At 70.5% G+C, this 24068-nt stretch carries 25 protein-coding genes and 1 pseudogene; 14 read left to right on the top strand and 12 right to left on the bottom strand.

Translation table 11 applies throughout. The annotated features are described in order from the left end of the window. Positions 1–19 precede the first annotated feature (19 nt). The gene (locus AB0O15_RS29100) at positions 20–559 is read left to right on the top strand and encodes a cupin domain-containing protein (protein ID WP_364324508.1); all 540 of its coding nucleotides are present in this window, start codon (positions 20–22) and stop codon (positions 557–559) included. Positions 560–588: 29 nt separating this feature from the next. Here the strand turns inward: AB0O15_RS29100 and AB0O15_RS29095 are convergent, their stop codons facing one another. Further along, a complete protein-coding gene (locus tag AB0O15_RS29095) occupies positions 589–1749 on the bottom strand; it encodes an EAL domain-containing protein (RefSeq protein WP_364324505.1) in 1161 nt (386 codons plus the stop codon). A gap of 442 nt (positions 1750–2191) precedes the next feature. Here AB0O15_RS29095 and AB0O15_RS29090 point away from each other — a divergent pair, with 442 nt between their 5' ends. The 4 genes and pseudogenes from AB0O15_RS29090 to AB0O15_RS29075 form a co-directional block, all read left to right on the top strand. After that, entirely contained in the window at positions 2192–2893 is a 702-nt protein-coding gene (locus AB0O15_RS29090; RefSeq protein ID WP_364324502.1) for a hypothetical protein, read from the top strand. 114 nt (positions 2894–3007) lie between these two features. Further along, positions 3008–3802: a PRC and DUF2382 domain-containing protein gene (locus AB0O15_RS29085; RefSeq protein WP_364324499.1), complete on the top strand. Its 795-nt coding sequence runs from the start codon at positions 3008–3010 to the stop codon at positions 3800–3802. A gap of 37 nt (positions 3803–3839) precedes the next feature. Further along, positions 3840–4253 carry a hypothetical protein gene (locus AB0O15_RS29080; protein ID WP_364324496.1) on the top strand — a complete coding sequence of 138 codons (414 nt, stop codon included), beginning with the start codon at positions 3840–3842 and terminating at the stop codon, positions 4251–4253. Between the two features lie 116 nt (positions 4254–4369). Further along, a pseudogene (locus AB0O15_RS29075) lies at positions 4370–5527 on the top strand (MFS transporter); the annotation flags it as partial. A 30-nt stretch (positions 5528–5557) separates the two neighbouring features. On the opposite strand, the gene AB0O15_RS29070 reads toward AB0O15_RS29075, so the two are convergent. From AB0O15_RS29070 to AB0O15_RS29055, 4 genes are all read right to left on the bottom strand, one after another. Continuing rightward, complete coding sequence (locus AB0O15_RS29070) at positions 5558–6118, bottom strand: MerR family transcriptional regulator (protein WP_364324493.1); 561 nt, start codon at positions 6116–6118, stop codon at positions 5558–5560. Positions 6119–6143: 25 nt separating this feature from the next. Next, entirely contained in the window at positions 6144–6479 is a 336-nt protein-coding gene (locus tag AB0O15_RS29065; RefSeq protein ID WP_364324490.1) for a hypothetical protein, read from the bottom strand. A 77-nt stretch (positions 6480–6556) separates the two neighbouring features. Further along, positions 6557–6811 carry a hypothetical protein gene (locus AB0O15_RS29060; RefSeq protein WP_364324488.1) on the bottom strand — a complete coding sequence of 85 codons (255 nt, stop codon included), beginning with the start codon at positions 6809–6811 and terminating at the stop codon, positions 6557–6559. A gap of 52 nt (positions 6812–6863) precedes the next feature. Then, positions 6864–7649: a helix-turn-helix transcriptional regulator gene (locus tag AB0O15_RS29055; protein WP_364324481.1), complete on the bottom strand. Its 786-nt coding sequence runs from the start codon at positions 7647–7649 to the stop codon at positions 6864–6866. Positions 7650–7712: 63 nt separating this feature from the next. Between AB0O15_RS29055 and AB0O15_RS29050 the strand changes: the two genes are divergently transcribed. Further along, positions 7713–8522 (top strand): SDR family oxidoreductase, encoded by an 810-nt coding sequence (locus AB0O15_RS29050; RefSeq protein ID WP_364324478.1) that lies wholly within the window; start codon positions 7713–7715, stop codon positions 8520–8522. A gap of 18 nt (positions 8523–8540) precedes the next feature. Here AB0O15_RS29050 and AB0O15_RS29045 read toward each other — a convergent pair whose 3' ends face one another. The 4 genes from AB0O15_RS29045 to AB0O15_RS29030 form a co-directional block, all read right to left on the bottom strand. Beyond that, positions 8541–9098 carry a hypothetical protein gene (locus tag AB0O15_RS29045; protein WP_364324475.1) on the bottom strand — a complete coding sequence of 186 codons (558 nt, stop codon included), beginning with the start codon at positions 9096–9098 and terminating at the stop codon, positions 8541–8543. Then, positions 9082–10482, bottom strand: a complete 1401-nt coding sequence (locus AB0O15_RS29040; protein ID WP_364324472.1) for a hypothetical protein — start codon at positions 10480–10482, stop codon at positions 9082–9084. The genes AB0O15_RS29045 and AB0O15_RS29040 overlap by 17 nt, the downstream gene beginning before the upstream one ends. Then, positions 10479–10766 carry a hypothetical protein gene (locus AB0O15_RS29035; protein ID WP_364324469.1) on the bottom strand — a complete coding sequence of 96 codons (288 nt, stop codon included), beginning with the start codon at positions 10764–10766 and terminating at the stop codon, positions 10479–10481. Before AB0O15_RS29035 ends, AB0O15_RS29040 begins: the two co-directional genes overlap by 4 nt. Before the next feature lie 186 nt (positions 10767–10952). Then, entirely contained in the window at positions 10953–11720 is a 768-nt protein-coding gene (locus AB0O15_RS29030) for an HD domain-containing protein (RefSeq protein WP_364324466.1), read from the bottom strand. 273 nt (positions 11721–11993) lie between these two features. Between AB0O15_RS29030 and AB0O15_RS29025 the strand changes: the two genes are divergently transcribed. From AB0O15_RS29025 to AB0O15_RS29005, 5 genes are read left to right on the top strand one after another with little or no spacing between them, the layout of a single operon-like run. After that, positions 11994–12308 (top strand): hypothetical protein, encoded by a 315-nt coding sequence (locus AB0O15_RS29025; RefSeq protein WP_364324463.1) that lies wholly within the window; start codon positions 11994–11996, stop codon positions 12306–12308. A 28-nt stretch (positions 12309–12336) separates the two neighbouring features. Continuing rightward, a complete protein-coding gene (locus tag AB0O15_RS29020) occupies positions 12337–13443 on the top strand; it encodes a phosphotransferase (RefSeq protein ID WP_364324461.1) in 1107 nt (368 codons plus the stop codon). Continuing rightward, the gene (locus AB0O15_RS29015; protein WP_364324458.1) at positions 13440–15725 is read left to right on the top strand and encodes a lanthionine synthetase LanC family protein; all 2286 of its coding nucleotides are present in this window, start codon (positions 13440–13442) and stop codon (positions 15723–15725) included. Before AB0O15_RS29020 ends, AB0O15_RS29015 begins: the two co-directional genes overlap by 4 nt. After that, positions 15722–16039, top strand: coding sequence for a hypothetical protein (locus AB0O15_RS29010; protein ID WP_364324455.1), 318 nt, complete (start codon positions 15722–15724; stop codon positions 16037–16039). The genes AB0O15_RS29015 and AB0O15_RS29010 overlap by 4 nt, the downstream gene beginning before the upstream one ends. Next, positions 16032–17075, top strand: a complete 1044-nt coding sequence (locus AB0O15_RS29005) for a methyltransferase (RefSeq protein ID WP_364324452.1) — start codon at positions 16032–16034, stop codon at positions 17073–17075. Before AB0O15_RS29010 ends, AB0O15_RS29005 begins: the two co-directional genes overlap by 8 nt. 72 nt (positions 17076–17147) lie before the next feature. On the opposite strand, the gene AB0O15_RS29000 is transcribed toward AB0O15_RS29005, so the two are convergent. Together AB0O15_RS29000 and AB0O15_RS28995 are read right to left on the bottom strand one after the other, a co-directional pair. Beyond that, complete coding sequence (locus AB0O15_RS29000) at positions 17148–17831, bottom strand: response regulator transcription factor (protein WP_364324449.1); 684 nt, start codon at positions 17829–17831, stop codon at positions 17148–17150. 1 nt (position 17832) lies between these two features. Further along, complete coding sequence (locus AB0O15_RS28995; protein WP_364324446.1) at positions 17833–19017, bottom strand: histidine kinase; 1185 nt, start codon at positions 19015–19017, stop codon at positions 17833–17835. Positions 19018–19208: 191 nt separating this feature from the next. Between AB0O15_RS28995 and AB0O15_RS28990 the strand changes: the two genes are divergently transcribed. Beyond that, a complete protein-coding gene (locus AB0O15_RS28990; protein WP_364324444.1) occupies positions 19209–21434 on the top strand; it encodes an MMPL family transporter in 2226 nt (741 codons plus the stop codon). Positions 21435–21506: 72 nt separating this feature from the next. Here the strand turns inward: AB0O15_RS28990 and AB0O15_RS28985 are convergent, their stop codons facing one another. After that, positions 21507–22490 carry a phosphotransferase gene (locus tag AB0O15_RS28985; RefSeq protein WP_364324440.1) on the bottom strand — a complete coding sequence of 328 codons (984 nt, stop codon included), beginning with the start codon at positions 22488–22490 and terminating at the stop codon, positions 21507–21509. A 113-nt stretch (positions 22491–22603) separates the two neighbouring features. Between AB0O15_RS28985 and AB0O15_RS28980 the strand changes: the two genes are divergently transcribed. Then, positions 22604–23026: a MarR family transcriptional regulator gene (locus tag AB0O15_RS28980; protein WP_364324437.1), complete on the top strand. Its 423-nt coding sequence runs from the start codon at positions 22604–22606 to the stop codon at positions 23024–23026. Between the two features lie 54 nt (positions 23027–23080). Continuing rightward, a complete protein-coding gene (locus AB0O15_RS28975) occupies positions 23081–24064 on the top strand; it encodes a zinc-binding dehydrogenase (protein WP_364324434.1) in 984 nt (327 codons plus the stop codon). The last annotated feature ends 4 nt before the right edge of the window (positions 24065–24068 follow it).

Genomic DNA, 24068 nt, shown 5'->3' with positions numbered 1-24068 from the left:
AGCGAACGAAGGAGCCGCCATGCCCATCGAACCACGCCTGATCGTCACCGGCCACAGCCCTCAGGGCGACGCGGTCTTCGTCGAGGATCGCCGGCCCGAATCGGTGACCGTCCAGGCTCTGCCCGGCGCCGACTTCTACCTGTTGTGGGGCACCGCCGACGGCGAGCCCCGGGTCGGCGAGAAGGACGCGGAACCGGTACTGCGGCCCTACTTCCCCGGCGTCGGGGGCAGCCGGGCCCTCTTCCTGCGCTGGGCCGCCCACTCCTCGGAGCCCGAGCCGGTCGTCGACCCGGCCGACATCGCGAGCGAGGTCGCGGCGAAACTCCCCGGGCTGCTGGACCCGTTCGAGGACGACGGCGACGGCATGCACACGACGGACACCATCGACTACGCGATCTGCCTGGAAGGCGAGCTGTGTCTCACGCTCGACAACGACGCGGAGAAGACGCTGACCCCCGGCACCTGCGTGATCCAGCTGGGCACCAGACACGCGTGGCACAACAAGAGCGACCAACCGGCGCTGATGTGTTATGTCCAGATCGGAGCGGTGCGCGTCTGAACATCCACCTCCGCTGTGGCCGCGCCGGCTCACTCCGCCGGTGTGGTCAGGGCGCGTCCGTAGTCTTCGATCGCCAGGTACGGGTTGAGCCCCGGGTGGCGGCTCGCGACCGACACGTCCAGCCAGAAGCGACGCAGCGCGTTGGCCGGCCGGAAACCGCTCGCGCCGGGCAGGTCGAGCATGCGTTCGAGCGCGGCCCGGCAGTCGGCGGCCGCATCGGCGCGGTCCTGTTGCATGCGGCTGCCCTGCTCGTCGGTGATGATGGCGTCCGCGTCGAGGGCGGCGGCCAGCGCCAGCATCGTCCGTTCCGCTCGCCGCGTGAGCGTGGCGGCCTCGACCAGCCAGTGTCGTGCCCCGGGCGAGTCGCTCATCCGTGCGTACGACGTGAAGAAGGGCTTGCGATCCGAGGCGAACAACGCCCGGATCACGTCGAGGGCGCCGACCGTCGCCCCCACGACCGGTGCGAGCACCACGAGGCCCCAGCACCGCTTCCTCCGGGAACTGCCGCCGGTCATCGTCACGCCACCCGACTCCGACCGGCGCGCGCTGGTCGACCTGCTCACCGCCGAGGTGTCACGTGACCTGCCGGGCAACGGGGTGGCCCGGCCCGCGCTTCCCGCGCCGACGTCGTCGATGGCCAGCCTCATGCCGGCGGCCCGCAGCGGTGCGAGAACCGCGCGCAACTGATCGTAGTCGTCCACCGGGTCGTGTTCGGAGAGCTCGAGTACGACCCGGTCGGTGGGGAGACGCGAGAGCAGATCGGTGCACTCCGGGATCAGCAGCGTCGACGGAGACACGTTCATGGCCACGTACCCGCGGACGTGAGCGAGGTGGTCGGCCGCCCGGCGCAAGGCGAGGAGCTCCAGGCGGTGTCCTTCACCGATCATGTGGGCGTCGGCGAAACACCGGTCCGGCGGGAGGCCCCACTGCCGCGGGAAACGACTGAGCGCCTCGGCGCCGATCCGATCACCGCTGTCGAGGTCGACGATCGGCTGGAGCAGCACCACCGGCCCACCCGCGGCAACGATCGGCGCGATCCGCGCGGCGATCTCCGCGTGCTGAACACGTCGGCGCATGTCGGGCTCGATGAGCAACGACGCGGCCCGCGACAACGCCTCCATCAGCGCCTTGTCGCGCTTGCCGAGGTTCTTGTCGGCCGTGAATCCCGCGGCGCGGAGTAGCTCAGCCACATTCTGAGCGGTTTCCGTGCGTTCCTGGCGCACTACGTTCCCCTCCGCGGCCCCGCAACCGGCGACGGAACACCCGCCACACCATCCACCCATCGGCTGCCGTGGCCATGACCTGAGCGAACCCTCGACCCGGTGGGGGGCCACTGGTGAGGAAGGGGCTGGAGACAGTCCAGCCCGCCGCCTCCGTCCTCTTCTGCCGCGTACGGGGTCAACACCTCGTGCGGTCGATGAACTCATGCCGGACGACATCGACCGGTGCGGATGGTGATCGGCTCGGCCGCTGGTGTGCCGGCAAGCACCATGGGACATCGACCGAAGTCGCAGCTCACGCGTTTATGGACGGAACGCTCGGGCATGCGGACAGTGGCGCCACGTCAACCGGGACGAGCCGAAGATCCAGTCTCGCCCACCCCTCATCGCCGATGTTCATCGGAGCAGAATCATGAGTTCGTCCACCGATTCCACCAACTCCGGGTCGCACGCCTTCACACCCGGCAACGACGACCGCGAGCACGAGACGCCGTCGCACACCAAGGATTCGTCCGGCGACCGCAGGCACGGCTCCACCCCCGCCCGCACCGACCGGGACTCGGTCATCGCGCGGGAGAAGAACCGATACGGCGGCATCAAGTGGGGCTCCGCCTTCTTCGGCTGGCTCACCGCCACCGGCACCGCGGTCATCCTCACCGCCCTGCTCGTGGCCACCGGCGCCGCGGTCGGCGTCTCGACCGGCACCGACGCCTCCGAGGCGCAGGCACAGGCGTCGGACCAGGCCGGCACGATCGGTGTCGCCGGCGGTCTCCTGCTGCTGCTGGTGCTGTTGATCGCCTACTTCTGCGGGGGCTACGTCGCCGGGCGGATGGCCCGTTTCAACGGCGCCAAGCAGGGCATCGCCGTGTGGGTGTGGGCGATCGTCATCGCCGCGCTCGTCGCGGTCGCCGGCGCCGTCGCCGGCAGCAAGTTCGACATCCTCGACAAGGTCGGCGGGTTCCCCCGGCTGCCGGTCGGCGGCGACGAGGTCACCACCGGCGCGATCATCGCCCTGGTGATCGCCGTCATCGCCGCCCTCGCCGGCGCGATCCTCGGCGGGCTCGCCGGCATGCGGTTCCACCGCAAGGTCGACCGGGCCGGCCTCGGCCACTGACTCAAGGCAACACCCAAAACCGATCTCAGGCGGGCGTACGTTCTCGTGCGCCCTTACCTCACCCTGCCCTGCTCACGAACATGCCGGGCACTCCCCCGGAAGGAAGGGATCGTCGTGATCACCCGCAACGACATTCAACGACTCATCGGTACCGACGTCTACGCCGACGACGGCGACAAGATCGGCTCCGCCGGCCAGGTCTACCTCGACAACAAAACCGGCAACCCGGAATGGGTATCGGTCAAGACCGGCCTCTTCGGCACCAAGGAGTCCTTCGTGCCGCTCGACGGGGCCAGACTGTCCGGTGACCGCCTTGAGGTGCCGTACGCCAAGTCCCAGGTCAGAAAGGCGCCTCACGTCGACGTCGACGACGACCTGAGCCCCGGCCAAGAGGAAGAGCTGTACCGCTACTACGGCCGGGCCGCCGGCAACGACCGCCCGGCCGGCGACACCGACCGGAACACCGATACGACCAGCGACACCGTGACCGACGCCGGCCGCGACGACACCCGGGACCGCTCGGGCGACAACGCGATGACCCGTTCCGAGGAGCGCCTGGTCGCCGACACCCGCACCGAGCGGGCCGGCACGGCGCGGCTGCGTAAGTATGTCGTCACCGAGGAGCAACAGGTCACCGTGCCGGTCACCCGCGAAGAGGTGACGCTGGACCGCGAGCCGATCACCGACGCCAACGCCGGCAACGCGCTGGACGGCCCGGCCATCACCGAGTCCGAGCACGAGGTGACCCTCCACGCGGAACGCCCCGTCGTGGAGACCGAGGCCGTCCCGGTCGAGCGCGTGCGACTCGGCAAGCAGACCGTCACCGACGAGGAGACCGTCAGCGGCGAGGTCCGCAAGGAGCAGATCGACCTCGATGGTCCCGAGGACCGCAACCGGTCGAACCGCTGAACTCCAGATCGAGGCGGGGCGGTGTGAGCGCCCTCTCTTGGGGTACACGCCGCACGCCGGGGTAGCCGCACGATGGGGTGGCGAAGAGCTACTCACCGGCTTCGCGGAGGCCCTCGCCGCGCGGTCCACCATTCGACCTGCCCTGGGGATCATCACGGGCCACACCGGCACCCCGGCCAAGGACGCCTACATCGATCTGCGGCTGCGGCTGCGGCTGCGGCTGCGGCTGCGGCTGCGGCTGCGGCGAAGTCTTCCGCGCGGTGACGGCCGTCCAGCCGATGGATCCGGAGATGCCGGCGGCCTCGAGCTCGGCGTCGATGCGCGCGACCACGGTGGTGCGTCGTCCGTCGTGCGTCGGTTCAGCAGCAGGCCGAACTCGTCGCCGCCGATCCGCGCCACGATGCCGGTGTCGCGCAGGCCGCGCTGGACGCCGGTTTGGTTGACCCCGTGACAAGAGTCGTGTGAGGTCATGAGGTGCCAGGTAGCGATACAACGTCAGGGCCGGTCGGCCGCGTGGATTCCGGTGATCGGTTGTCGGCTGGGCCGGGGTGGTCGCCGTGGCGGGTGGTGATCGGCTTCGGTGTGGTGAGCCTGGCCGCGGACATGGTCTATGAGGGTGCCCGGTCGGTGTACGGGCCGCTGCTGGCCTCCCTCGGCGCGTCCGCGCTGGCGGTTGGTCTGATCACCGGCGCCGGCGAGGCGGCCGCGCTGGTGCTGCGGCTGGTGTCGGGGCCGCTGGCCGACCGGACCCGCCGGTACTGGACGTTGACGATCGCCGGGTATGCGCTGACGGCGGTGTGCGTGCCGCTGCTGGCGGTGACTCCGGCGTTGGGTGCGGCGGGGCTGGCGGTGGCCGTAGTGCTGATCGTGGTTGAGCGGCTGGGCAAGGCGGTGCGCTCACCGGCGAAGTCGGCGCTGCTGGCCGACGCTGCCGGCGCGGTCGGGATGGGCCGCGGAATGGGCGTGCACCAGGCCCTCGATCAGGTCGGGGCGTTCGCCGGCCCGCTGCTGCTGGCGGGGCTCATCGTCGCGGCCGGTGGGCGGCTGTGGCCGGGTCTGGCCGTCTTGGCCGTGCCGGGGTTGCTGGCGATGGTCGTGCTCGTTGTCGTCCGGCGCCGTGCCGTAGCCGTCCATCCGCGCCCCCGCGCCGGCGCCGCTGCTGTCGGCGAACCGGCCGAGGAGGCGCGTACCAGGTTGCCCCGGCTGTTCTGGTGGTTCGCGGTGGCGTGCGCGGTGTGCACCGGCGGACTGATGACGTTCGGGCTGATCGGGTTCCATCTCGCACGAGCCGGTGTGGTGCCGACCGCCGGGGTGCCGCTGCTGTACGCCGCCGCGATGGCCGCGGCCGCGGTCGCGGCGCTCGCCACCGGCGCTCTCTACGACCGTGTCGGTCCACGCGTGCTGCTGCTTCTGCCGGTGCTGGTCGCGGTGGTCCCGGCGCTGGCCTTCTCCACCAGCCTGGCCGTGGCGGCCGGCGGGGTTCTGGTGTGGGGTACCGCGACGGGGGTGCAGGACTCCACCGTCAAGGCATTCGTCGCCGACCTGGTGCCACGGCAGCGCCGGGCCACCGCGTACGGGATCTTCGCCGCCGTGCAGGGAGCCGGCGCGCTGATCGGCGGCGCCACGGCGGGCACCCTCTACGAGGCATCCCTGACCTGGCTTCTCGTCGTGGTCGCGGCCACGCAGGCCGCCGCAATGCTCATCCTGCTGACCGTTCTGGCCCGCAGGCGAACGCCGGATCCCAGTTCGCCCGCGTCACCCGGCCGCCCACGAGAGGCACCTGGTCGGCGCACCCCGAGGTGACACCGTCAAGACAACCGCAGGCCCCGCGGGCCGGGGTGTTCCTGCTGTCGGTGGTACCGCGAGGGGGTCCTGACAAGGTCTGTCAGGCGGGCGAACCGGCGTGATGGTCAGGAACGGGATGGGGCAGTCTTCGCAGGTGCAGTTGGTGAGGCTGTCGCAGCGGGCGTCGACGACGTCGGTCAGGGCGGCTCGGATGACGGTGAGATCGGCGATCCGGGCGTCGATCTCGGCGATCTTGTCGGTGGCCCGCTGCCGCAGGTCAGGAGCGGGATGCCGGCCTCGTCCGGCGGCGATCAGGTCGGCGACCTCGTCCAGGGTGAAGCCGAGGCGCTGGGCGGCCTTGATGACGCCGAGCAGGGCGACCGTGTCGGGCGGGTAGAGGCGGTGCCCGCCGTTCGACCGGACCGGCTCGGCGAGCAGGCCACGGCGTTCGTAGTAACGCAGGGTCTGTACGTTGACGCCGGCGCGTTCGGCGACCTCGCCGGTACGCAGCCCGTTCGCGGCGCCGCTCATGACGGCCGGCCGTGCGTCGCGCCAGTCATGACGCCCGGCCGTTCGTCGCGGTGCGGGCCCGCTCGGCGAGGGACGCGAGGACGTCCGCGTACCGGGAGGGCACCTCGATGTCGAGGACCACCTCGTCTGGTGCGGGAGTGACGGTGAACCTGAAGAACGAGCAGCACTGCGACTCGCGCGTGGTCAGGTCGCGGACCGTGGCGGCCAGGTCGGCCGGGCCGGTCAGGCGCATCCGGGCGTGCGTCGCGGTGAGGTGCTCGACGGTCCGGACGGCGGTGCTGAACAGGGTGTCGAACTCGGCCAGCCGCACGGGCTGCTCGGCCGTCGGCAACGTGCAGGCATCGAGTACGGCGTACGACATGCCGGTCTCCTTGTGTGAGGTCTTCGGGCGTCCCTCGACGGTAAGGCTGTACCCGGGTACCGGATGCAAGCCCCCGGCTACGGCAGGAACGTCGCTTGGACGAGATAGAGGCCGGCCAGGGGGGTGGCGAGGCCGCCGAGCAGGATCCGCAGGGCTCGTTCGGGTATCCGGGGTTGGAGGTGGGCGCCGAGGTAGCCGCCGATCGTGCCGACGGCGGCCCCGAGGGCCAGGACGGCGCGCCGGGGCAGGGGCGGCCGGTCAGCGGTTCTGCCTCGTACGGCGCGGGCGAGGAGCCAGAACCAGAGCCCGAGCGGGAGCAGCACGAGGGCCACGACCAGCCGGAAGATCTGCGAACCGGCCCGGCGGCAAGCTGCGGACCCCCGGCTAGAGCAGGCGGGCCAGGGCATCCTCGGAAGGGGTGCCGGGGTCGGCCTGGTAAACGATGATCGTCTGATCCGGCGCGGCCGCGATCGTCAGGGCCTGCCGTCGCAGCGTCAGAGGCCCGACGACCGGGTGGACGAACCGCTTGATCTCATCGCGTACGGGCTGTACGTCGTAGGTCTTCCACATGCCGTGGAACTCGTCGTCCGTCAGCATGGACTCGATCAGCTCGGCCGTGCGGGGATCGCGGACGTCGCCCTCCGCGCGCAACGCGGCAGCGGTATGCGCGGCGACCTGCGTCCAATCCGGGAAGAGCGCGCGTACGGCGGGATCGCGGAAAATACCGCGGACCAGGTTCTGTCCGGGCGTGTAGAGGCCGGACAGCGCCATGGCCGTCTTGTTCGCCGCCAGCACGTCGAAGCGACGATCGCGTACGTAGGCCGGGACGTGCTCCCACGTGTTGAGCAACCGCTGCACCGCGTCGGAGGCGTTCTCCTCGCCGGCCGGTCGTGGTCGCGGGGCGGCCAGCGCGTACAGATGTGCGGCCTCGTCGGCATCGAGTCTCAGCGCGCTGGACAGGGCGCTCAGCACCTGCGCCGAGGGATTGTGGTCCTCCCCCTGTTCCAGCCGGGTCAGGTAGCGTGCGCTCACCCCGGCGAGGCGCGCGAGCTCTTCCCGGCGCAGACCGGGGACGCGACGGCGGCCCGACGTGGTCAGGCCCACGTCCTCCGGCCGGACCCGCCCGCGCCGCGCCTTGAGAAAGGCGCCGAGCTCGTTGTCCTCGCGCATCGCTCCGAGGGTACCCCTGGCAGGGGTCTGGTTACCGTCCAGCGGCCGACGGACGGTGGAGCGATGAAGACATGGTTCATCACCGGCGCGTCCCGCGGCTTCGGCCACGTCTGGGCGGACGCCGCTCTCGAACGCGGGGACCGGGTGGTCGCGACCGCACGCGATCCTCGCCGGCTCAACGATCTGGTCGATACGTACGGGGACCGCGTCCTCCCCTTGGCGCTGGACGTGACCGACCGGTCAGCGGTCTTCGCCGCGGTGTCCCGCGCGGTTGAGGTGACCGGCCGGTTGGACGTCGTGGTCAACAACGCCGGATACGGACTGTTCGGCATGGTCGAGGAGACGACGGAGGAACAAGCCCGCGCGCAGATGGAGACGAACTTCTTCGGCGCGCTCTGGGTGACGCAGGCGGTCCTGCCGGTCCTGTGTACGCAGGGCAGCGGCCACCTCCTGCAGGTGTCCAGCATCGGCGGCGTCGGCGCGTTCCCGACGCTCGGCCTCTACAACGCCTCGAAATGGGCTCTCGAGGGGCTCAGCGAGGCGCTCGCCGCGGAGCTCGCACCGCTTGGCCCCAAGCTGACGATCGTCGAGCCCGGACCGTACGGAACCGACTGGTCGGGGGCATCGGCGGTGCACACCGAGCCCATCGACGCCTACGAGCCGGTACGGCAGGCGCGCCGCGCCGGAGCATCCGCCCGCACCCCCGCCGATCCCGCGGTGACCGCCGCGGCCATCCTGCGGCTTGTCGACGCCGAGCATCCGCCGCTGCGTCTGTTTCTCGGCCTATTCCCGTACACCGTCGTCGATAAGCTCTACAAGGAGCGGCTGGCCACGTGGAATGACTGGCGCTGGCTCGCCGAGCAAGCGACATAAGCGTCCACCGGGCCGCCGTCAGTCCGGGTCGGGCGTACAGATGGTCAGAAAGGTTTTCTGGTTCTCGCGTTGGACGTCCGACGCGGTCATCCAACCCTGCCGGCCGAACAGGTAGCTGTCGGCCGGGTGCTGGGCCGATTCGCGCAGCACCTGGGCGACGTCGGCCCGGGCGCCGTTCGCCTTCGGGCCGTCGACGGAGAAGACGATCGAACTGGCCTTGGTCCAGTCGTAGCCCGCGGGCAGCGGCGTCCTGACCTGGAGAGGCCCACCGGAGTCCGGCGGGGAGCCGCCACCGCTACGCAGCAGGTCCATGCGCTCGACCTGCACTCCCGGCTTGGGCGCGGTCCACTCCTGCTGCGTGCTCTGCTTGGTGCCGGAGTCGAAGATCAATCTCATGCCGATGACACCCTGGCAGGGGGTGCCCGTCCACAGTTTCAGGACGCCGTCGTCGACGCGGAACCCGGCCGCCGGCGGCAGGGACGGCGCGAACTGCGCCTCGGTGTCACACGCCGCGGCCGCCGCCACCACGAGCAGGGCAGCGCACGCGGCGCGCAGCCGCTCAGTGATATCCGCCATCGGACAGTCCCGCGTCTTCCTCGGTCTCGTTGCCGCCGGTGACCTGCTCCCACACGTACGAGGCGAGGAAGCCGGTGTAGCCTTCGCGCGCCCACTGCTGGGAGTGGCGCTCCTCGTGGTGCAGCAGCCGGTCCATGTCGAGTTGACCAGGTTCTGGGCCCGCGTCGCCTTCGTACCATGCCTGGCCCGACTTCGCCGCCTCCCGCAGCTGTTGCGCCGGATCGTCCGGGTCGTCGATGTTCATCATGAACGTGTCGCCCCACGTCGTTCCGCCGCGTTGGCTGAACTGGTCCTGGATGAGGTTCCCGCCCAGGCCCATCATCATGCCGTTCGGGGTGGTCACCAACCGCCCGCCGTTGCCGTGCACGAATCCCACATCGTCGTCGTAGCTGAAGGAGTTCTCCTTCTGCCGGTCGGTGATCCGGCGCAGTTCCTCGGAGCTGTACGGGGTCGGTGTGAAGTCGGTCGTCTCGCCTTCGGTGCCGTAGTCGGTGCCCGCGTTCAGGACGTAGGTCATCCGCACCGCGGCGGCCGCGTCGTCCCCGCTGATGTCGGTCGGCATCAGGAAGTACGACTTGTAGATCCCGTCGCCGTCCTCGTCCTCGCGGATCTCCTCCATCCCGTCGAGGACCTTGAAGGACTCCGGCGTGATGTGGTGGTCGGCGGCGATCTGCTTGATCGTGTCGATCGAAACGCCGCGGCGTACGGCGTTCTCCAGCCAGTGCCGGTACTGGCCGTCCACGGGTGGCCCGGTCAGCAGCCCGGCGTCGCGCAGCGACTGCTCCATCTCGGCCACCCGGGCGTCGAGGTCGCCGCCCTTGCCCGCGTCGGACAGGGTGGTCGCCTCGTGGTCGCTGATCCTGCGGTCCTGGACGAGTTGCATCACCCGGGCCAGCGCGGCGTCGATGGCGGTCGCCGTGGTGAGGATCGCCGTGGTCTCGCGCACCAGCTGCTGCTGGATGGTGGCGCGGTACCGCTGGACCTCGGCGCGGTCCTCGGCCTCGAACCGCGACCGCGGCGGAGGGTCGGCCGGTCTGACGTCCACGATCGCGCCGTCGGGGTTGATGCGGAACTGGTAGGTGTCGGCGAGAGCGTCGTTGTTGGCGATCCGGCTCCTCAACGCGGTCACATCGTCCGACGCGTTCTGCAGGGCTCGTACGACGGCGGACAGCTCCGCGACCAGGATCTCGGCGTTGTTCCGGGTCTTTCCCAGCGAGCTGCGGGCGCCCTCCCCCGCGGGGCCGTGCCAGTCGGGCAGTCTCTTGGCGTCGTCGAGCTCGTCCTGCAGCCCGACGAGCGTGTTCTGCCGGCCACGCAGCTCGGTGGCCGACGTCTCGAGCCCGTCAGCGTCCCAGTTCCGGACGTCGTCGTAGCTGACCGTCATCCCCCGAAAGCTCGTTTCGCCGACTCGTCACTCGCGGCGTATTCCTTCGCGGCCGACGTGACCGACCTGCTCCACCGATCGATCTCGCCCGCCCACCCCTTCGCGCGTTCATTGAGCGCCGACGCCAGAGCGGGCGCGCCGGCCGCCGCGGCCCCACCGGGCAACGCTGTCGCGATCGCGTCCAGGCCGGTACCCGGACTCACCGCCCTGGCCTGGTCCGCGGCGGATCCGGCCGCCTTGGCCGCGCTCCGCAGCTGGCCGATCTGAAGCTCGAAACCGCTCACAGTCCGTGGTCACCACCCTCTGCATCGGCCTCCACCCGGCACCATACTAAAATTTGCGGGCGTGGATCGCCGCCCCTCGATTCCGCGGCATCTACAGCTGGGGCTCGGGGAGGCGCTGGACGCGCCGGTCGAGGGGCCGTTGAACGCCTCGACCTGAACCAAAGCCAGGGCCGCGGGCTGCTTCTCCTACTCGGCGAACGGAGCGTTCATCAAAATGTCGTCCGGGGCGGGAATCGGGAAGTTCGGGATGCGGCGCCGTCCCACCTCGGAAAAGGGATGCAGGACATAAGCCGCCGGTTTCTCGTTGAGGTGCCGCAACAGATCACCGAGCGCCATCTGTTTGAAGCCCGACCGCGGGAAATGAGAAAGCACGTCACGCATCGTGCTGGGCGGTATGAGCTCGTAATTGAAGCCGGCGAAGTCCAGTCCGGACCCGGCCGAGACGAGGGCGATCTCCGGCCGCTTCCGCCGGGCGACTCCGCCGTTCGTATGCAGGGCGATCGCGTCCCAGACGACATCGATCCGACTCGCCGAGACGCCCTTGCCGGTCAGGAAGCGCTGGGCGGCGTCCGCACCGTCCACCTCGAAGGGTTGCGCCGGGGTGGCGTATTTCTGCAGCATGCCGAGGTCGTGCAGGGCCGAAGCGACGAACGCGAGCTCACGGTCGTACCGGACGCCTTGGCGATCGGCCAGCAGGCAGCCGAAGACGTACGTACGCATGCAATGGTTGAAGAAGACCTCGGGAAAGGCCTCCCGGGCGAATGCCGCGGAATCGCGGGCGAGCTTGGTCTGGGGTATCGGGATTCCCGCTACCACCGGCGGCAGCCCCGCCGGTCGTTTCCCTGTCTCGCCGGCCACGGGTAACGCTGGGACGGCGGCGGCGGCCATGCTTCCGCGCAGCAATGTTCGCCGATCCACGGCTTGACGATCTGGTTCGATGTTGAAGCTCGGCACAGTTCCTCCAGGGGCGACGGTGAGTTTGACGGTAGGCATCGAACCTCCGGCGCGATATGCGCAAAATAGCCAATCTCCAACGCGATCCCGCCACCTGGCCGGCGTGACAGCGGCCGTGAAGCATCTTTGAAGCTCGGCCTCGATAGACCTTCGGGCGAAGCGGCACACCGCAGCGGTTGTCGCCGATCGGTCACGAGACCCAGTGGGGAGACTGGCGCCCGATCCACCACCTCGATCCGTACCCGTACTAGTTGCCTGCGAAAGGTTCGGAAAATGGCCACCGTCACCATGCCCGAGTCCGAGAAGACCTACGACAGCGCGATGGATGCGATCGCCGCCTCGTTCCGCACCCTGGAGGACGCGGATTCCTTCGACGTCGCCTCGCGGTCGTACCTGCGAGGGGACCTCGACATCGACGCCACACTCGACGAGATGGAGAGCTTCTTCCACGGGGCGATGATCGACGGGCGCGTCGAGCGCGACCGCATCGTCGAGCTCACCAAGCGGATGGAGACGATGTGCGGCACGCCGTCGATCCTGCTGACGATCACGTCCTGCACTCTCGTGCTCAGCTGCGGGACCTGCTGAGTCCCACCGCGAACTGAATCGAGCAGCTGTGCGACTTTCCCGCGATCACGACGACGAACGGGCGGCCGGACCGCCGAGAGCGCTGATCAACTCCGCACCGGAGGGCGCACAGCTGCTTGACGCGAGGGGAACGATCGACCACCTGATCGCGGCCGGGCTGATGTCGACGGAGCGCCTGGTCCGCGAGGGGGTGACCGTGACCGACAAGTCCAGCCGGTGCCGGACGTTCGTCGTCCGTTCGGGAACATCCGGATACGTGGTCAAGCAGGGCACCAACAGCGAGACAGTGCAATCGGTGCACAACGAGGCCGAGGCCTACTCCCGGCTGGACGGGCTCCGGGAATCCGTGCCCATCCCGCGCCTGTACTCGTTCCAGGACGGCTGTCTGGTGACCGAGTGCGTGCCCGGCACCACGCTGGCCGACAGCATCAACCGTGACCCCGGCGTGCATGCCGGGCGCGCGGCGGACGTGGCGGGCGTGCTGGCCCGACTGCACCGCAGCGCCGGTGACCTGCCGACCATCCCACCGGCCCGCCCCTCGCCGGTCTTCCTGCTGGTCAGCCCGCCGCTGACCGCCTTTCAGTTCCACAGCCACGGCACGCACCAGCTGACCCGGCTGGTCCAGGCCGACAAAGCGCTCGTGGCGGGGCTGCTGCTGCTGTACTCGCGGTGGCGGGCCGGCCACCAGATCCACAACGACCTGCGACCTGAGAACATCATCGTGACCCCCGACGGGGACCTCGTCGTCATCGACTGGGAACTGGCCGGCCGCGGTGACCCGTTGTGGGACCTCGGTGCACTCGTGGCCGAGCACGTGATCGCGTTCCTCGAGGACGCGGACACCTGGACCCGGCCACCGGACCAGCGAACCGCAGCCTCAGCGGACCGGCTCGGCAAACTGCACACCGTCGTGCGGCACGTCTTCGACGCCTACCAGGACGGCACCAAGACCCTTTTGCAGCCCGCCGAACTCGTGCAATGGGTGGCGGGACGGATGATCCTGACCACGATGGAACGCTGTTCGACGGCCCCCGCGGTCTCGGCCGCCTGCCGGCATCTGCTGCAGGTCGCGGCGAACATCTTCCGGCGTCCCGAGGCGGGCGCCCACATCTTCCTCGGGGTGAGGCAGCCGTGACACCACTTCACCGGTCGGCCACAATCGAGCCGGACGCGGTCCGGCTGGATGCGCTCCGACCGGACGCGGACGGGATTGACGACCTGGCCGCCCGCGTACGCATCCACCCCGACACCGGCATCTCCTGGTTCGGCGAGACCGCCGTGCCCCCGCTGCAGGTCGCCGACGAACTGGTGCCGGACGCGCTCCGATCGCACCTGGCCGACATCATCTATTCCGCGCACTACGTCTTCGGCGCCCCTCGGCCGATCTCCGCCGTCGAGAACCTCTCACCTGCTCTCAGCAGCAACGCCGGCATGGTCCGCGAGCTGCTGTCGGCCTACCGCGGCGGGCGGTCCTGGCAGCCCACCTTCGAGCAGGAGACGGAGACCGATATCACCCTCTGGGGAGTCCGCTTCCTGCGCCCGGAACTCACCTCCGACGACCACAGTCGACGGCTGCCCACCGCGTTGCCGATGCGCTCACCGGGCTTCGTGTACTTCGTCGGCGACCAGGGGCCGCATGACATCGCCTCGACCGGCGAGTGCACAACCCGCCTCTACTGGAACGTCTCCCGGCGGGGAGCGCCGGAGTTGGTCGCCGGCCTCTCCGCGGCCCTGAACGACCAGTCGGAGCCGTTCCAGTTCAAGATCGCGCACAGCGGCCCGACCTGGCCGGAACGTGCCGACGTCGCGGTGCTGTACCTGCCGGCCAGCCGACTGGTGGCGCGCTGGAAGACGATCCTCGCCGTGTACGACGAGGTCCGCGCCGACCTGCGTCCGTGGACCCCGGCGTACACGCGCACGATCGCACCCGGTCTCGCCCTCGCCGACGACCCGGCGGGCGGACTGAGCTTCGGCCAGACCATCTCCCGCATTCTCGCCGCCGGCATCGTCGACGACCACATCCGCCACGGTTCGCGGTCCACGCCCGCGACGAGGGCCGTCAGCATCCGCCTGGCCTTGGCCGGAAGCGGTCGCCCGGCCGGCTCCACCCATCTCAATCCGGGCAACCGAGAACTGGACCTGCAACTGCCCGCCGAGCCCGGACCGCTTGCCGCCAGGCCGAGCCGGCCCGCCACCCTCGCGGCACGCCGCAGCACCCTCGCGGCCGCGCACCAGGCTGAGCAGCTCGCCGACCTGGTCGCCGGCCTCGCCGTCACCGCCGGTCACGGCTGCACCTGGTTCACCCGGGGTGCCGACCCGGATGACGCGACGGACCTGCGGACGGTCGAAGCCGAACTCTACGATGGCCTGTCCGGGATCGCGATGTTCCTGGCCCACGCGCACGCTGTCCTCGGCAAGCCCCGCTACGCGGAGCTGGCGGAGATGGCCGCGGCCAGCGCCCTGGACCGCCTTCACGCCGTACAGCACCATCACGGCCTCTACGGCGGCCGGGTCGGCGCAGCGGCTACGGTGGCGGAGGTCGGGCGGACGCTCACCCACCGGGGCCTGCGCGACGACGCGATCGCATACCTGCTCGCCGCCGACGCCGTTGATGATCCCGACGCGGCCGAACCGGCCGAGGACGTGCGCCATCACGACCTGATCTACGGCATCTCCGGGACCGTCCTGGCCTACTGCTGGGCGGCACAGTCGGCTGGACCGGGCCGGGCCCGGCAACAGCTGCTGGACCGGGCAAGTGCGTTCGGTCAGCAACTGGCCGCACATACCCACGCCGAACTCGGCGCGGCGCCAGACGCAGGACCGGTCCCCGGCCTGGCGCACGGGCCCTCCTCCACCGTGCTCGCCCTGACCGAGCTGAGCCGCCTGGCCGGCGGGGTGGCGGACCTGGACCGGGCAGCGGCACTGGCCGTCGAGCACGAGCGCCGCCACTTCGACCACACGACACAGAACTGGCCCGGCGGCCCTTCGGGCGCCGAGGAGTCCCGGTTCAACTGGTGCTACGGCGCGCCGGGGATCGCGCTGGCACGGCTGGTCTTGGCCGAGGGTGCGGTGGCGACCGAGGACCTGACGCTCGCGGCGCGCGCCGTGGACGCGGCCGGCGCCCGCTTCCTCGGCCGGTCCGCCGACTCCTGCGCATGCCACGGCAAACTCGCGGTCGCGGGCGCCGCCGAGCTGATCACCCACCTCACCGATCTGCCGATGAACGCCGGGCGGCAGGCCCAGCTGCTCACCGAAGCATTCGAGCACTACCACACCGGCAGCGTGACGCGAACGGCTCCGGGCCTGATGACCGGGGCCGCCGGTGCGGGTCTGACCGCTCTGCGCGCATGCGCTCCACGAGACGTCCCGTCTCCCCTGTATCCCCTGTTGCCACGCCGACGAGAGGACAAATCATGAACGCGGCGGACGGACATCGGTTCGAAGCGACAATGCTCGCCCGCTTGAAGGAGGAGACGGCGAGCATCCCCGGAATCGACCGGTTCGCCAGCTCGGCCCGCGGTTTCGTCAACGGCGAGGTCTCCCTCGACGACGCGAGCCGGCAGATGATGGAGTTCTTCGACGGTGACCTGATCGGCGGCTCGGACGAGCGTCAGCGCCTGGTGGAGCTGGCCAAACAGCTCAACCCCCGCTACGGAACGGTGTCCGTCATGATCCTCACGTTCATGACGTGCAGCCCGGTCCTGTCCTGCGCCGGATCGTGCAATGAGTGATGGCGAACCCGCCGAGCTCGACGTGGTCCGCCGACTGCACGCCTTGACCGACCTGGTCACACCGATGGCGCTGCGGACCTTCGTCTCGCTCGGGCTACCGGACCACCTGCGAGACCGGCCGGGCACGGCCGCCGAGCTGGCCGAGCTGACGTCATGCAACGCCCGCATCCTCACCGGCATCCTCGAGCACCTCGCCTCGCGAGAGGTCGTCCGCGCCGGACCGGGCGGCCGCTACACCCTGACCGCACTCGGACGGGCCGCCTGCAGCACGCCGGCCCCTTCACCACAATCGTGGCTGGTCGACTCGCTACGCCTGGGCACGCTGACCGGCGATGTCAACCACAGCGTCGTCGCGTTGCTCGACGTGGTGCGCTCCGGGCGGACCGGCCTGGAGGAACACCACGGCGAGCCGGTCTGGTCCCGGGTGGCCCGCATGGACCTCGACCAGACGCGGGCCCTGTTCGGGCACCGGAACCCCGTCGTCGAGTTCGGCCCGATCGAGAAGCTGGTCCGGGCCTACGCGCCGCGCACGGTGTGCGACCTGGGCGCCGGCACCGGGAGACTCGCCCGGGAACTGCTGACCCGGCGGCTCTGCTCCCACTGCCACGTGGTCGATCTGGAGCCGATGATCTCGCTGGCCGACGAGATGCTCGACGACATCGACCACCGGAGCTACAGCCTCCATGAGGCCGACTTCATGACCGACCCGCTGCCGGCGGCCGACCTCTACGTCCTCTGTGACATCCTCGCCGACTGGCCCGACGACGATGCGATCCACCTGCTGGGCGTCGTCCGGAAGGCGGCCGGCGTACGGCCCGCCGTGCTCGTCACCCAGTTGATCCTCCCCGGCGGCGCCGGAGACCTGTTCGACCCGACGGCCGGCCGCGTCCGCCTCGACATCGAGATGGCCCGGCCCGCCCGTACCGTCGAGGAGGTCTGCGCCCTCGGGGCCGCCGCCGGGCTGCGGGTGGTCTCGACCGAGGCCGCCCAGCACCGCAGCGCCGTGCTCCTCGAGTCGGAATCGGCAACTCCGTGAGACCGGGCCGTTCCCGCCACACGGGGCCGGCAACCTGGGCCACCGTGCCAATGGTGCCGAGGAAGGCGGTCGTCACGGGCCGTCGGGCAGCGGGTCGCCCGGCTTGACCAGGTGATGCTGGTAGGCGAAGACCACCAGTTGGGCCCGGTCGCGGGCGTTCAGCTTGATCATCGTACGGTTGATGTGGGTCTTGACCGTCAGTGGCGACAGGTACAGCCGCTCGGCGATGTCGTCGTTCGACAGCCCGTGTGCGACCAGCAACAGGATCTGCCTCTCCCGATCGGTGACCAGCGCCAGCTGCGGCACATCCGTGACGGGCGGCCGGATGTGGGGGATCAACCGGCTCACCAGACCACTGGTGGCCCGCGGTGACAGCAGCGCCTCGCCGTCGGCGACCACCCGGATGGCGTTGACGAGATCGCCGGGCGCCACGTTCTTGCCCAGGAAGCCGCTGGCCCCGGCCTGCAAGGCGTAGATCACGTTGTCGTCGTCGTCGAACGTGGTGAGCACCAGCACCCGCACGCCGGCGAGGCGCTCGTCGGCGCCGATGCGGCGGGTCGCCTCGATGCCGTCCACGTGCGGCATGCGGATGTCCATCAGGACGACATCGACCCGGCCGCTGTGGCACAGCTCGACGGCCTCGGCGCCGTCGGCGGCCTCACCGACGACCTCCAGACCGGGGTCGGCATCGATGATCATTTTGAAGCCGGCGCGGATGAGAGCCTGGTCGTCGGCGAGGAGAACCCGGATGCTCACGTCACGCCCTCTCGGCCGGGGTGGATGCGTTGAGGCGGTTGATCGCCCGATCGTCGGTGGGTAACTCGGCCTGAACCCGGAAGAGGCCGCCCGCGACCGGCCCGGCCTCGATCGTGCCGCGCGCGGCCGCGGCTCGCTCTCGCATGCCGAGCAGCCCGAACCCGGATCCGGGCCGGCCGTGGCCGTACCCGGCCATGCGGTTGGTGATGCCGATCTTGACGGTGTCGACGGTGTACTCGATCTCGAGGGTGGCGCCGCCGTCGCCGTAACGGTGGGCGTTGGTCAGTGCCTCCTGCGCGATGCGGTACGCCGCCAGGTTCACCACCGCCGGCAACGGCCGGGGCTCGCCGCGCTGCTGATGGCGTACGGCGAAGCCCACGGCGCTCAGCACGGTCAGCAGCTCATGCAGGCGTTCCACGCCGGGCGCCGGTTCGGTGCTCCGGATCTCGTCCGGGTCACGCAGCACGCTGACCACCGACTTGATCTCGTCCAGGACGGTGTCCGCGGCGGTGCGGATGTGCCCGAGCACCGGCCACACCTTCTCCGGCTCGTCGCGCAGCGCGTATCCGGCGGCGCCGGCGTGGACGCTGATCACCGCGATGTGGTGGGCCACGACGTCGTGCAGTTCCCGGGCGATGCGCAGACGCTCGTCCATCACCCGGCGGCGGGCCTCCTCGTCCCGGCTCATCTCCGCCTGCCTGGCCCGCTCGGTCACCTCGGCGACGTACGCCCGGCGCATCCGGGTCGAGTCCCCCGCCGCGGCGCCGCCGAAGACGAGCGCGAAGGTGGTGAACTGGTCGGCGGTCCACCAGTCGGCGACGTATACGACCGAGCCGGCGACCATGAGCGAACCCCACATGAGCGCGGCGTAGAACCAGGGCCGCCGACGCGGGCTCGACGCGGCGGCGGAGTAGGTCAGCACGCCGGCGAGGATGAACATCCCGTCCGGGGGCCGGGTCAGTGCGGTGGTGAGCATGAAGACGCCGGCGCCGGCCAGCAGAACCGGCACGGGATACCGGCGGCGGATCAGGATCAGCGCGGCGGACGCCACCGCCAGCAGCGCCGTGCCACCGTGCGCCGGCGTCGGGCCCAGGTACAGCAGCAGTGCCACGCCGCTCACCGCCAGCAGCACGTCGCCGAGCGGGCCACGGTAACGGTCGAGGTTCGGGAGCCTCCATTGACTCATCGCCGCGTACATCATCACGACGGTAGTGCGGCGAGCCGTTCCCATCGACCTCTTCCCGCGGTACCGAGCGCCACGAAGGTACCGCGTTCGCGGTAGCCGGACGCCTGCGCCGGCCGGACGACACACCCCGGCGCCGGCCGCGATCGTGAGACGGCCCCGGAACTCGGGCCTGACGACAAGAGGAGACGATCGTGGCAACCCTTCTGTACCGACTGGGACGGTTCTCGTTCCGGCGCCGGCGGCTGACGCTCGTCGTGTGGGTGATGCTCCTGGGCCTGTTCGGCGTGGGGGCGGCCCAACTGTCCGGGCCGACCAGTGACGAGCTGGCCATTCCCGGCACCGAGTCGCTGCGGGCGCTGGAGGTGGTGACGGACAAGTTCCACGCGGGCACGGACACCGCCTCGGCGAGGGTGGTGTTCACCGTGTCCGGCGGTGCCACGCTGGCGGGCCCGGATCAGCAGGCCGCCGTACGGGCCACGATCCGTGCCCTGCGCAAGGCGCCCCAGGTGACGGCGGTCGCCGACCCTTACGAGGCCAAGACGATCGCGCCGGGCGGGAAGACGGCCTACGCCAGTGTCGACTACGCGGTGGTGGCGACCGACGTGAACGCCGCAGCGCGCGAGGCGCTGGTCGCCGCCGGCGACACCGCGCGACAGGCCGGCATCGGTGTCGAGTACTCCGGAGAGGTCACCGAGCAGGAGGAAGCCGGCAGCGGCACCGAGGCTCTCGGCCTCGTCGTGGCCGCCATCGTCCTGCTGATCACCTTCGGCTCGCTCGTCGCCGCGGGCCTGCCGGTGCTGACCGCGCTCATCGGTGTCGGGATCGGCCTGCTCGGCATCCAGATCACCACCGGCTTCCTCGACCTGACCTCGAACACCGCCGACCTGGCCGTCATGCTGGGCCTGGCCGTGGGGATCGACTACGCGCTGTTCATCCTGTCGCGCTATCGACACGAACTCGCGCTCGGCCGTAGTGGTGAGGAAGCCGCCGGCCGGGCCGCGGGTTCCGCCGGTTCGGCCGTCGTCTTCGCCGGCCTGACCGTCATCATCGCCCTGGCCGCGCTCGCCGTGGTCGGCATCCCGTTCCTGGCCGCCATGGGCGCCGCCGCGGCCGGCACCGTCGCCGTGGCCGTGGTGATCAGCCTGTCCCTGGTGCCCGCGCTGCTGGGCTTCGCCGGTCGCAAGGTCCTCCCCCGGGCCCAGCGCCGCGGCACCGACCGGCCCGCCCGGACTCCGCTGGGCGAGCGCTGGGCCCGCGGTGTGGTCAGGCATCGCGTACCCGCACTGATCCTGTCGGTGGTCGTGGTCGGCGTGGTCGCGATCCCCGGACTCGGCCTGAACCTCGCGTTGCCCGACGACAGCACCGCGGCCGCCGGGTCCACCCAGCGCAAGGCGTACGACCAGCTGGCCGGAGGCTTCGGAGCCGGTATCAACGGTCCCCTGCTCGTGGTGGTCGAGGCCGCCGCCGGCCGGTCGGCGGCCGCGGGCGAACAGGCGCAGAAGCTCATCTCCGGTCTCGGGGGCGTGGTGGTCGCCACCCCGCCGGAACCGAACCGGGCCGGAGACACCGCCACCCTCAACGTCATTCCGCGGAGCGGTCCCCTCAGCGAGGAGACCAAGAAGCTCGTGCACGACATCCGCGCCCAGCAGGTGAACTTCACCGCGGCCACCGGCGGCGCGACCCTGGCCGTCACCGGCCGGACCGCGGTCGACATCGACGTGTCGGAGAAGATCAACGACGCGCTGCTGCCCTATCTGGCCGTCGTCGTCGGCCTCGCCTTCGTCCTGCTGCTGGTGGTGTTCCGCAGCATCCTGGTGCCGATCAAGGCAACCCTGGGATTTCTGCTGTCGGTGATCGCGTCGTTCGGCGCCCTGGTCTTCATCTTCCAGCAGGGCCACCTCACCGATCTGGTCGGCATCGAGTCGACCGGCCCGATCGTCAGCTTCATCCCGATCTTCCTGATCGGCATCCTGTTCGGCCTCGCCATGGACTACGAGGTCTTCCTGATCATCCGGGCCCGGGAGGAGTTCGTGCACGGGGCCGACCCGAACGACGCCGTGGTGTCCAGCATGAGGCACGGCGCGCGAGTCGTCACCGCCGCGGCGCTGATCATGATGAGCGTCTTCGCCGGCTTCGTCCTGGCCGACGACATCATCATCAAGTCGCTCGGGTTCGCCCTCGCGTTCGGCGTCGCGGTCGACGCCTTCCTGGTCCGCATGACCATCGTCCCGGCCGTGCTGTCACTGCTCGGCCGGTCGGCGTGGTGGCTGCCGAGGTGGCTCGACCGGATCCTGCCGAACGTCGACGTCGAAGGCGAGCGGCTGTCCCAGCGGCTCGCCGGCCGAAGGTCGCCGGCGGCTGATCAGCCCGGGCTCGGCTCCGCGCCCGGGGAAACCGTCGCCGCGCAGCGCCCGTAACCGGCTCAACACGGTGGGCCGCTGTCCGGCACGCGAGCAGGCGCCGGACAGCGGCCTGCGCCAAGGGTGCGGTCACAGCACTCGATCAAGTGACCGTTGCAGGGAGACCATCACCTCGTCCAGGTCGGCCGCGAACGCCGGATTGACCTGGGCCATCCCGGCGAACCACAGGCCGAAGGCCACGTCCCGGGTGGCGATGAAGTCGTCCAGATGAGTGAGATCGGGCAGCTCGCGGCGTTCACCGTAGCCATCGAGAAGCGCCGCACGGATCGCGGCGTAGTCGGCCCGGCCATGGTATTCCCACAGTGGAACCGCGATGTCATAGAGCCAGTAACCGAATCCGCAGTCGTCGAAGTCGATCAGCCGCACCACATCACCGTCGAACAGAGCGTTCTCCAGGTGGAGGTCGGCATGGATCAACCCGAAGACGTCCGGCTCGGATCCCAGACCCGCCATGACCGTACGCATCCGGCGCGCGACTTCATCGAATCGCGTACGCACCGGCGCCGGCACCAGGTCCCAGCACCCGGCGGCGGAAACACCGCCGTACTCCATGGTGTTGCCGAAGAACGTCTCCCAATCCCACCGCATGCGTACGAACCCGGATGGCGGAGCCCACACCGAAGCGTGCTCGTGCAGGCGGGCGAGGACGCCGCCCAACCGCCGGAAGTGCACGGATCTCGGATGGGCGGCCCGCATCCGTCCGTTCTGCCAGCCGAGGACCGAGCACACCCGGCCGTCGGCGACGGTGGTCGGCTGTCCACTGTGGGCCCGAATCGGCATGGGCACGCTCAGGTCGGTGTCTGCCTGCAATGCGGCCAGCCAGGTCAGTTCCGATCCGACCGCGACCCGCGAATCGACTCCACGGCCGTGCCGGTTCGGCCGGTGCACGCGCATCAGGAATCGCGCCTCGCGGGAGTCGACCCGGAACGTGGTGTTCTCGCCGTGCGCGATGAACGACAGGCGTGGCTCGTCGATCGGATAGTCCGCGAGCGCCCGCACGGCCGTGCGGCGGAGGCGTGCGACCTGTGCACGCTTCGACACCAGTGGCGGCATCCGCGCAACGTACCGCCGACGCCTCGGTGGCCGCCAGCACTTTGTCGGCGCCCGAGCGGACGTGCGACAACTCATGGAGATACTCCAGGAGTATGCCGGGCTAAGCTCGGCCCATGGCGGTGAACGAGGTGGCGGCGTCGTTGCTCTATCAGGTGATGGCCGTTGCCGGTCAGGTCACCGGCCGGATGCAGGAGGGCCTGGAGCGGCTTGACCTGACCGGCCCGACGGCGAACCTGCTCTGGATCCTGAACCCCGACGCCGAACCGCCGCCGTTGCGCAAGCTGGCCGCCCTTCTGCACTGCGATCCTTCCAACGTCACCCTCCTCAGCGCCAAGCTGGAGGAACGCGGGCTCGCCGAGCGACGCCCTCACCCCAGGGACGGACGCGTCCGGACGCTGGTGCTGACCCCCGAGGGCCGGAAGACGCGCGAGCAACTGCTCGGCATCGTCGCCAAGCGTTCCCCGTTCGCCGATCTCGACGCCGAGGAGCAGCGGCACCTGCAGTCCCTGCTGGGCAAGGCGCTCGCCGGCCGGTGAGTGGAGCGGAACACACGTACCCAATTCCTTGAGAAACTCATGTATGTTTTCAACATGGCTGTTGAAGCAGGTGCGCGCCGGGTCCGGCTGACCTCCACCGGAGGCCCCGAGGTGCTTCGCGTGGAACCCATGTCGATACCAGCGCCCGGACCAGGGCATGTCCTCATCGCCACGGAGGCCGCGGGGGTGGCCTTCCACGACGTCACCACGCGGCAGGGCCTCACCCCCGGCGCCCTTCCCGAGGTGCTCGGCTTCGACGTCGTGGGCCACGTCGCCGGGGTGGGCGCCGGCGTCACGGAATTCGCCGTCGGCCAGCGGGTCGGCGCCCTGATCGGCGCCGGCGGGTACGCGACCCATGTGCTGGCGCCGGCCAAGCGGGTCGCCCCGTTGCCCGAGGGTCATCCCGCCGAGGAACTCGACGCCCTGGTGCTCAACTACCTCACGGCCTGGCAGATGTTCCACCGGGTGGCCAGGCCCTCGCCCGGCCAGGCGGTGCTGGTGCTCGGCGCGGCCGGCGGTGTCGGGTCGGCGTTGAGCCAGATCGCCCAGGCGGCCGGCGTCAAGGTCTACGGCACCTCCGGTCCGGCCCGGCGGGCCCGGGTCGAGGCCGGCGGGGCCATCTGGGTGCGGGACGCGGCCGCGGTGCCCGCCCCGGTCGCGGCCACCTTCGACCCGGTGGGCGGCCCGTCGCTGGCACGCTCCCGCCGTGCCACGCAACCGTCCGGGGTGGTCGTGTCCTACGGATTCAGCTTCGCCACCGGCGCCGGTTACTCCAAGGCCGGGGCGATGACCCGCACCGTCGGCGCCCTGCTGCGGGCCAAACTCACGCCGGGCGCCCGGGTGGCCGTGCACACCGTGGCGCGGGCGGTCGACCGGGACCCGGCCGGCTTCCGGGCCGACATGGCCGCGCTGGTCGATCAGCTGACCACCGGAGCGCTCAAGCCCGAGGTCAGCACCGTGCCGCTCGACCAGGCCGCCGAGGCGCACCGCCGGCTCGAGAACCGCCAGGTCGAGGGCAAAGTCGTCCTGATCCCGTGAGCGC

This window comes from Actinoplanes sp. NPDC089786 (assembly GCF_040684855.1).
Taxonomy (GTDB): Bacteria; Actinomycetota; Actinomycetes; order Mycobacteriales; family Micromonosporaceae; genus Actinoplanes.
The sequence above is the reverse complement of the archived record's forward strand: the minus strand, read 5'-3'. Positions and strand labels throughout refer to the sequence as shown.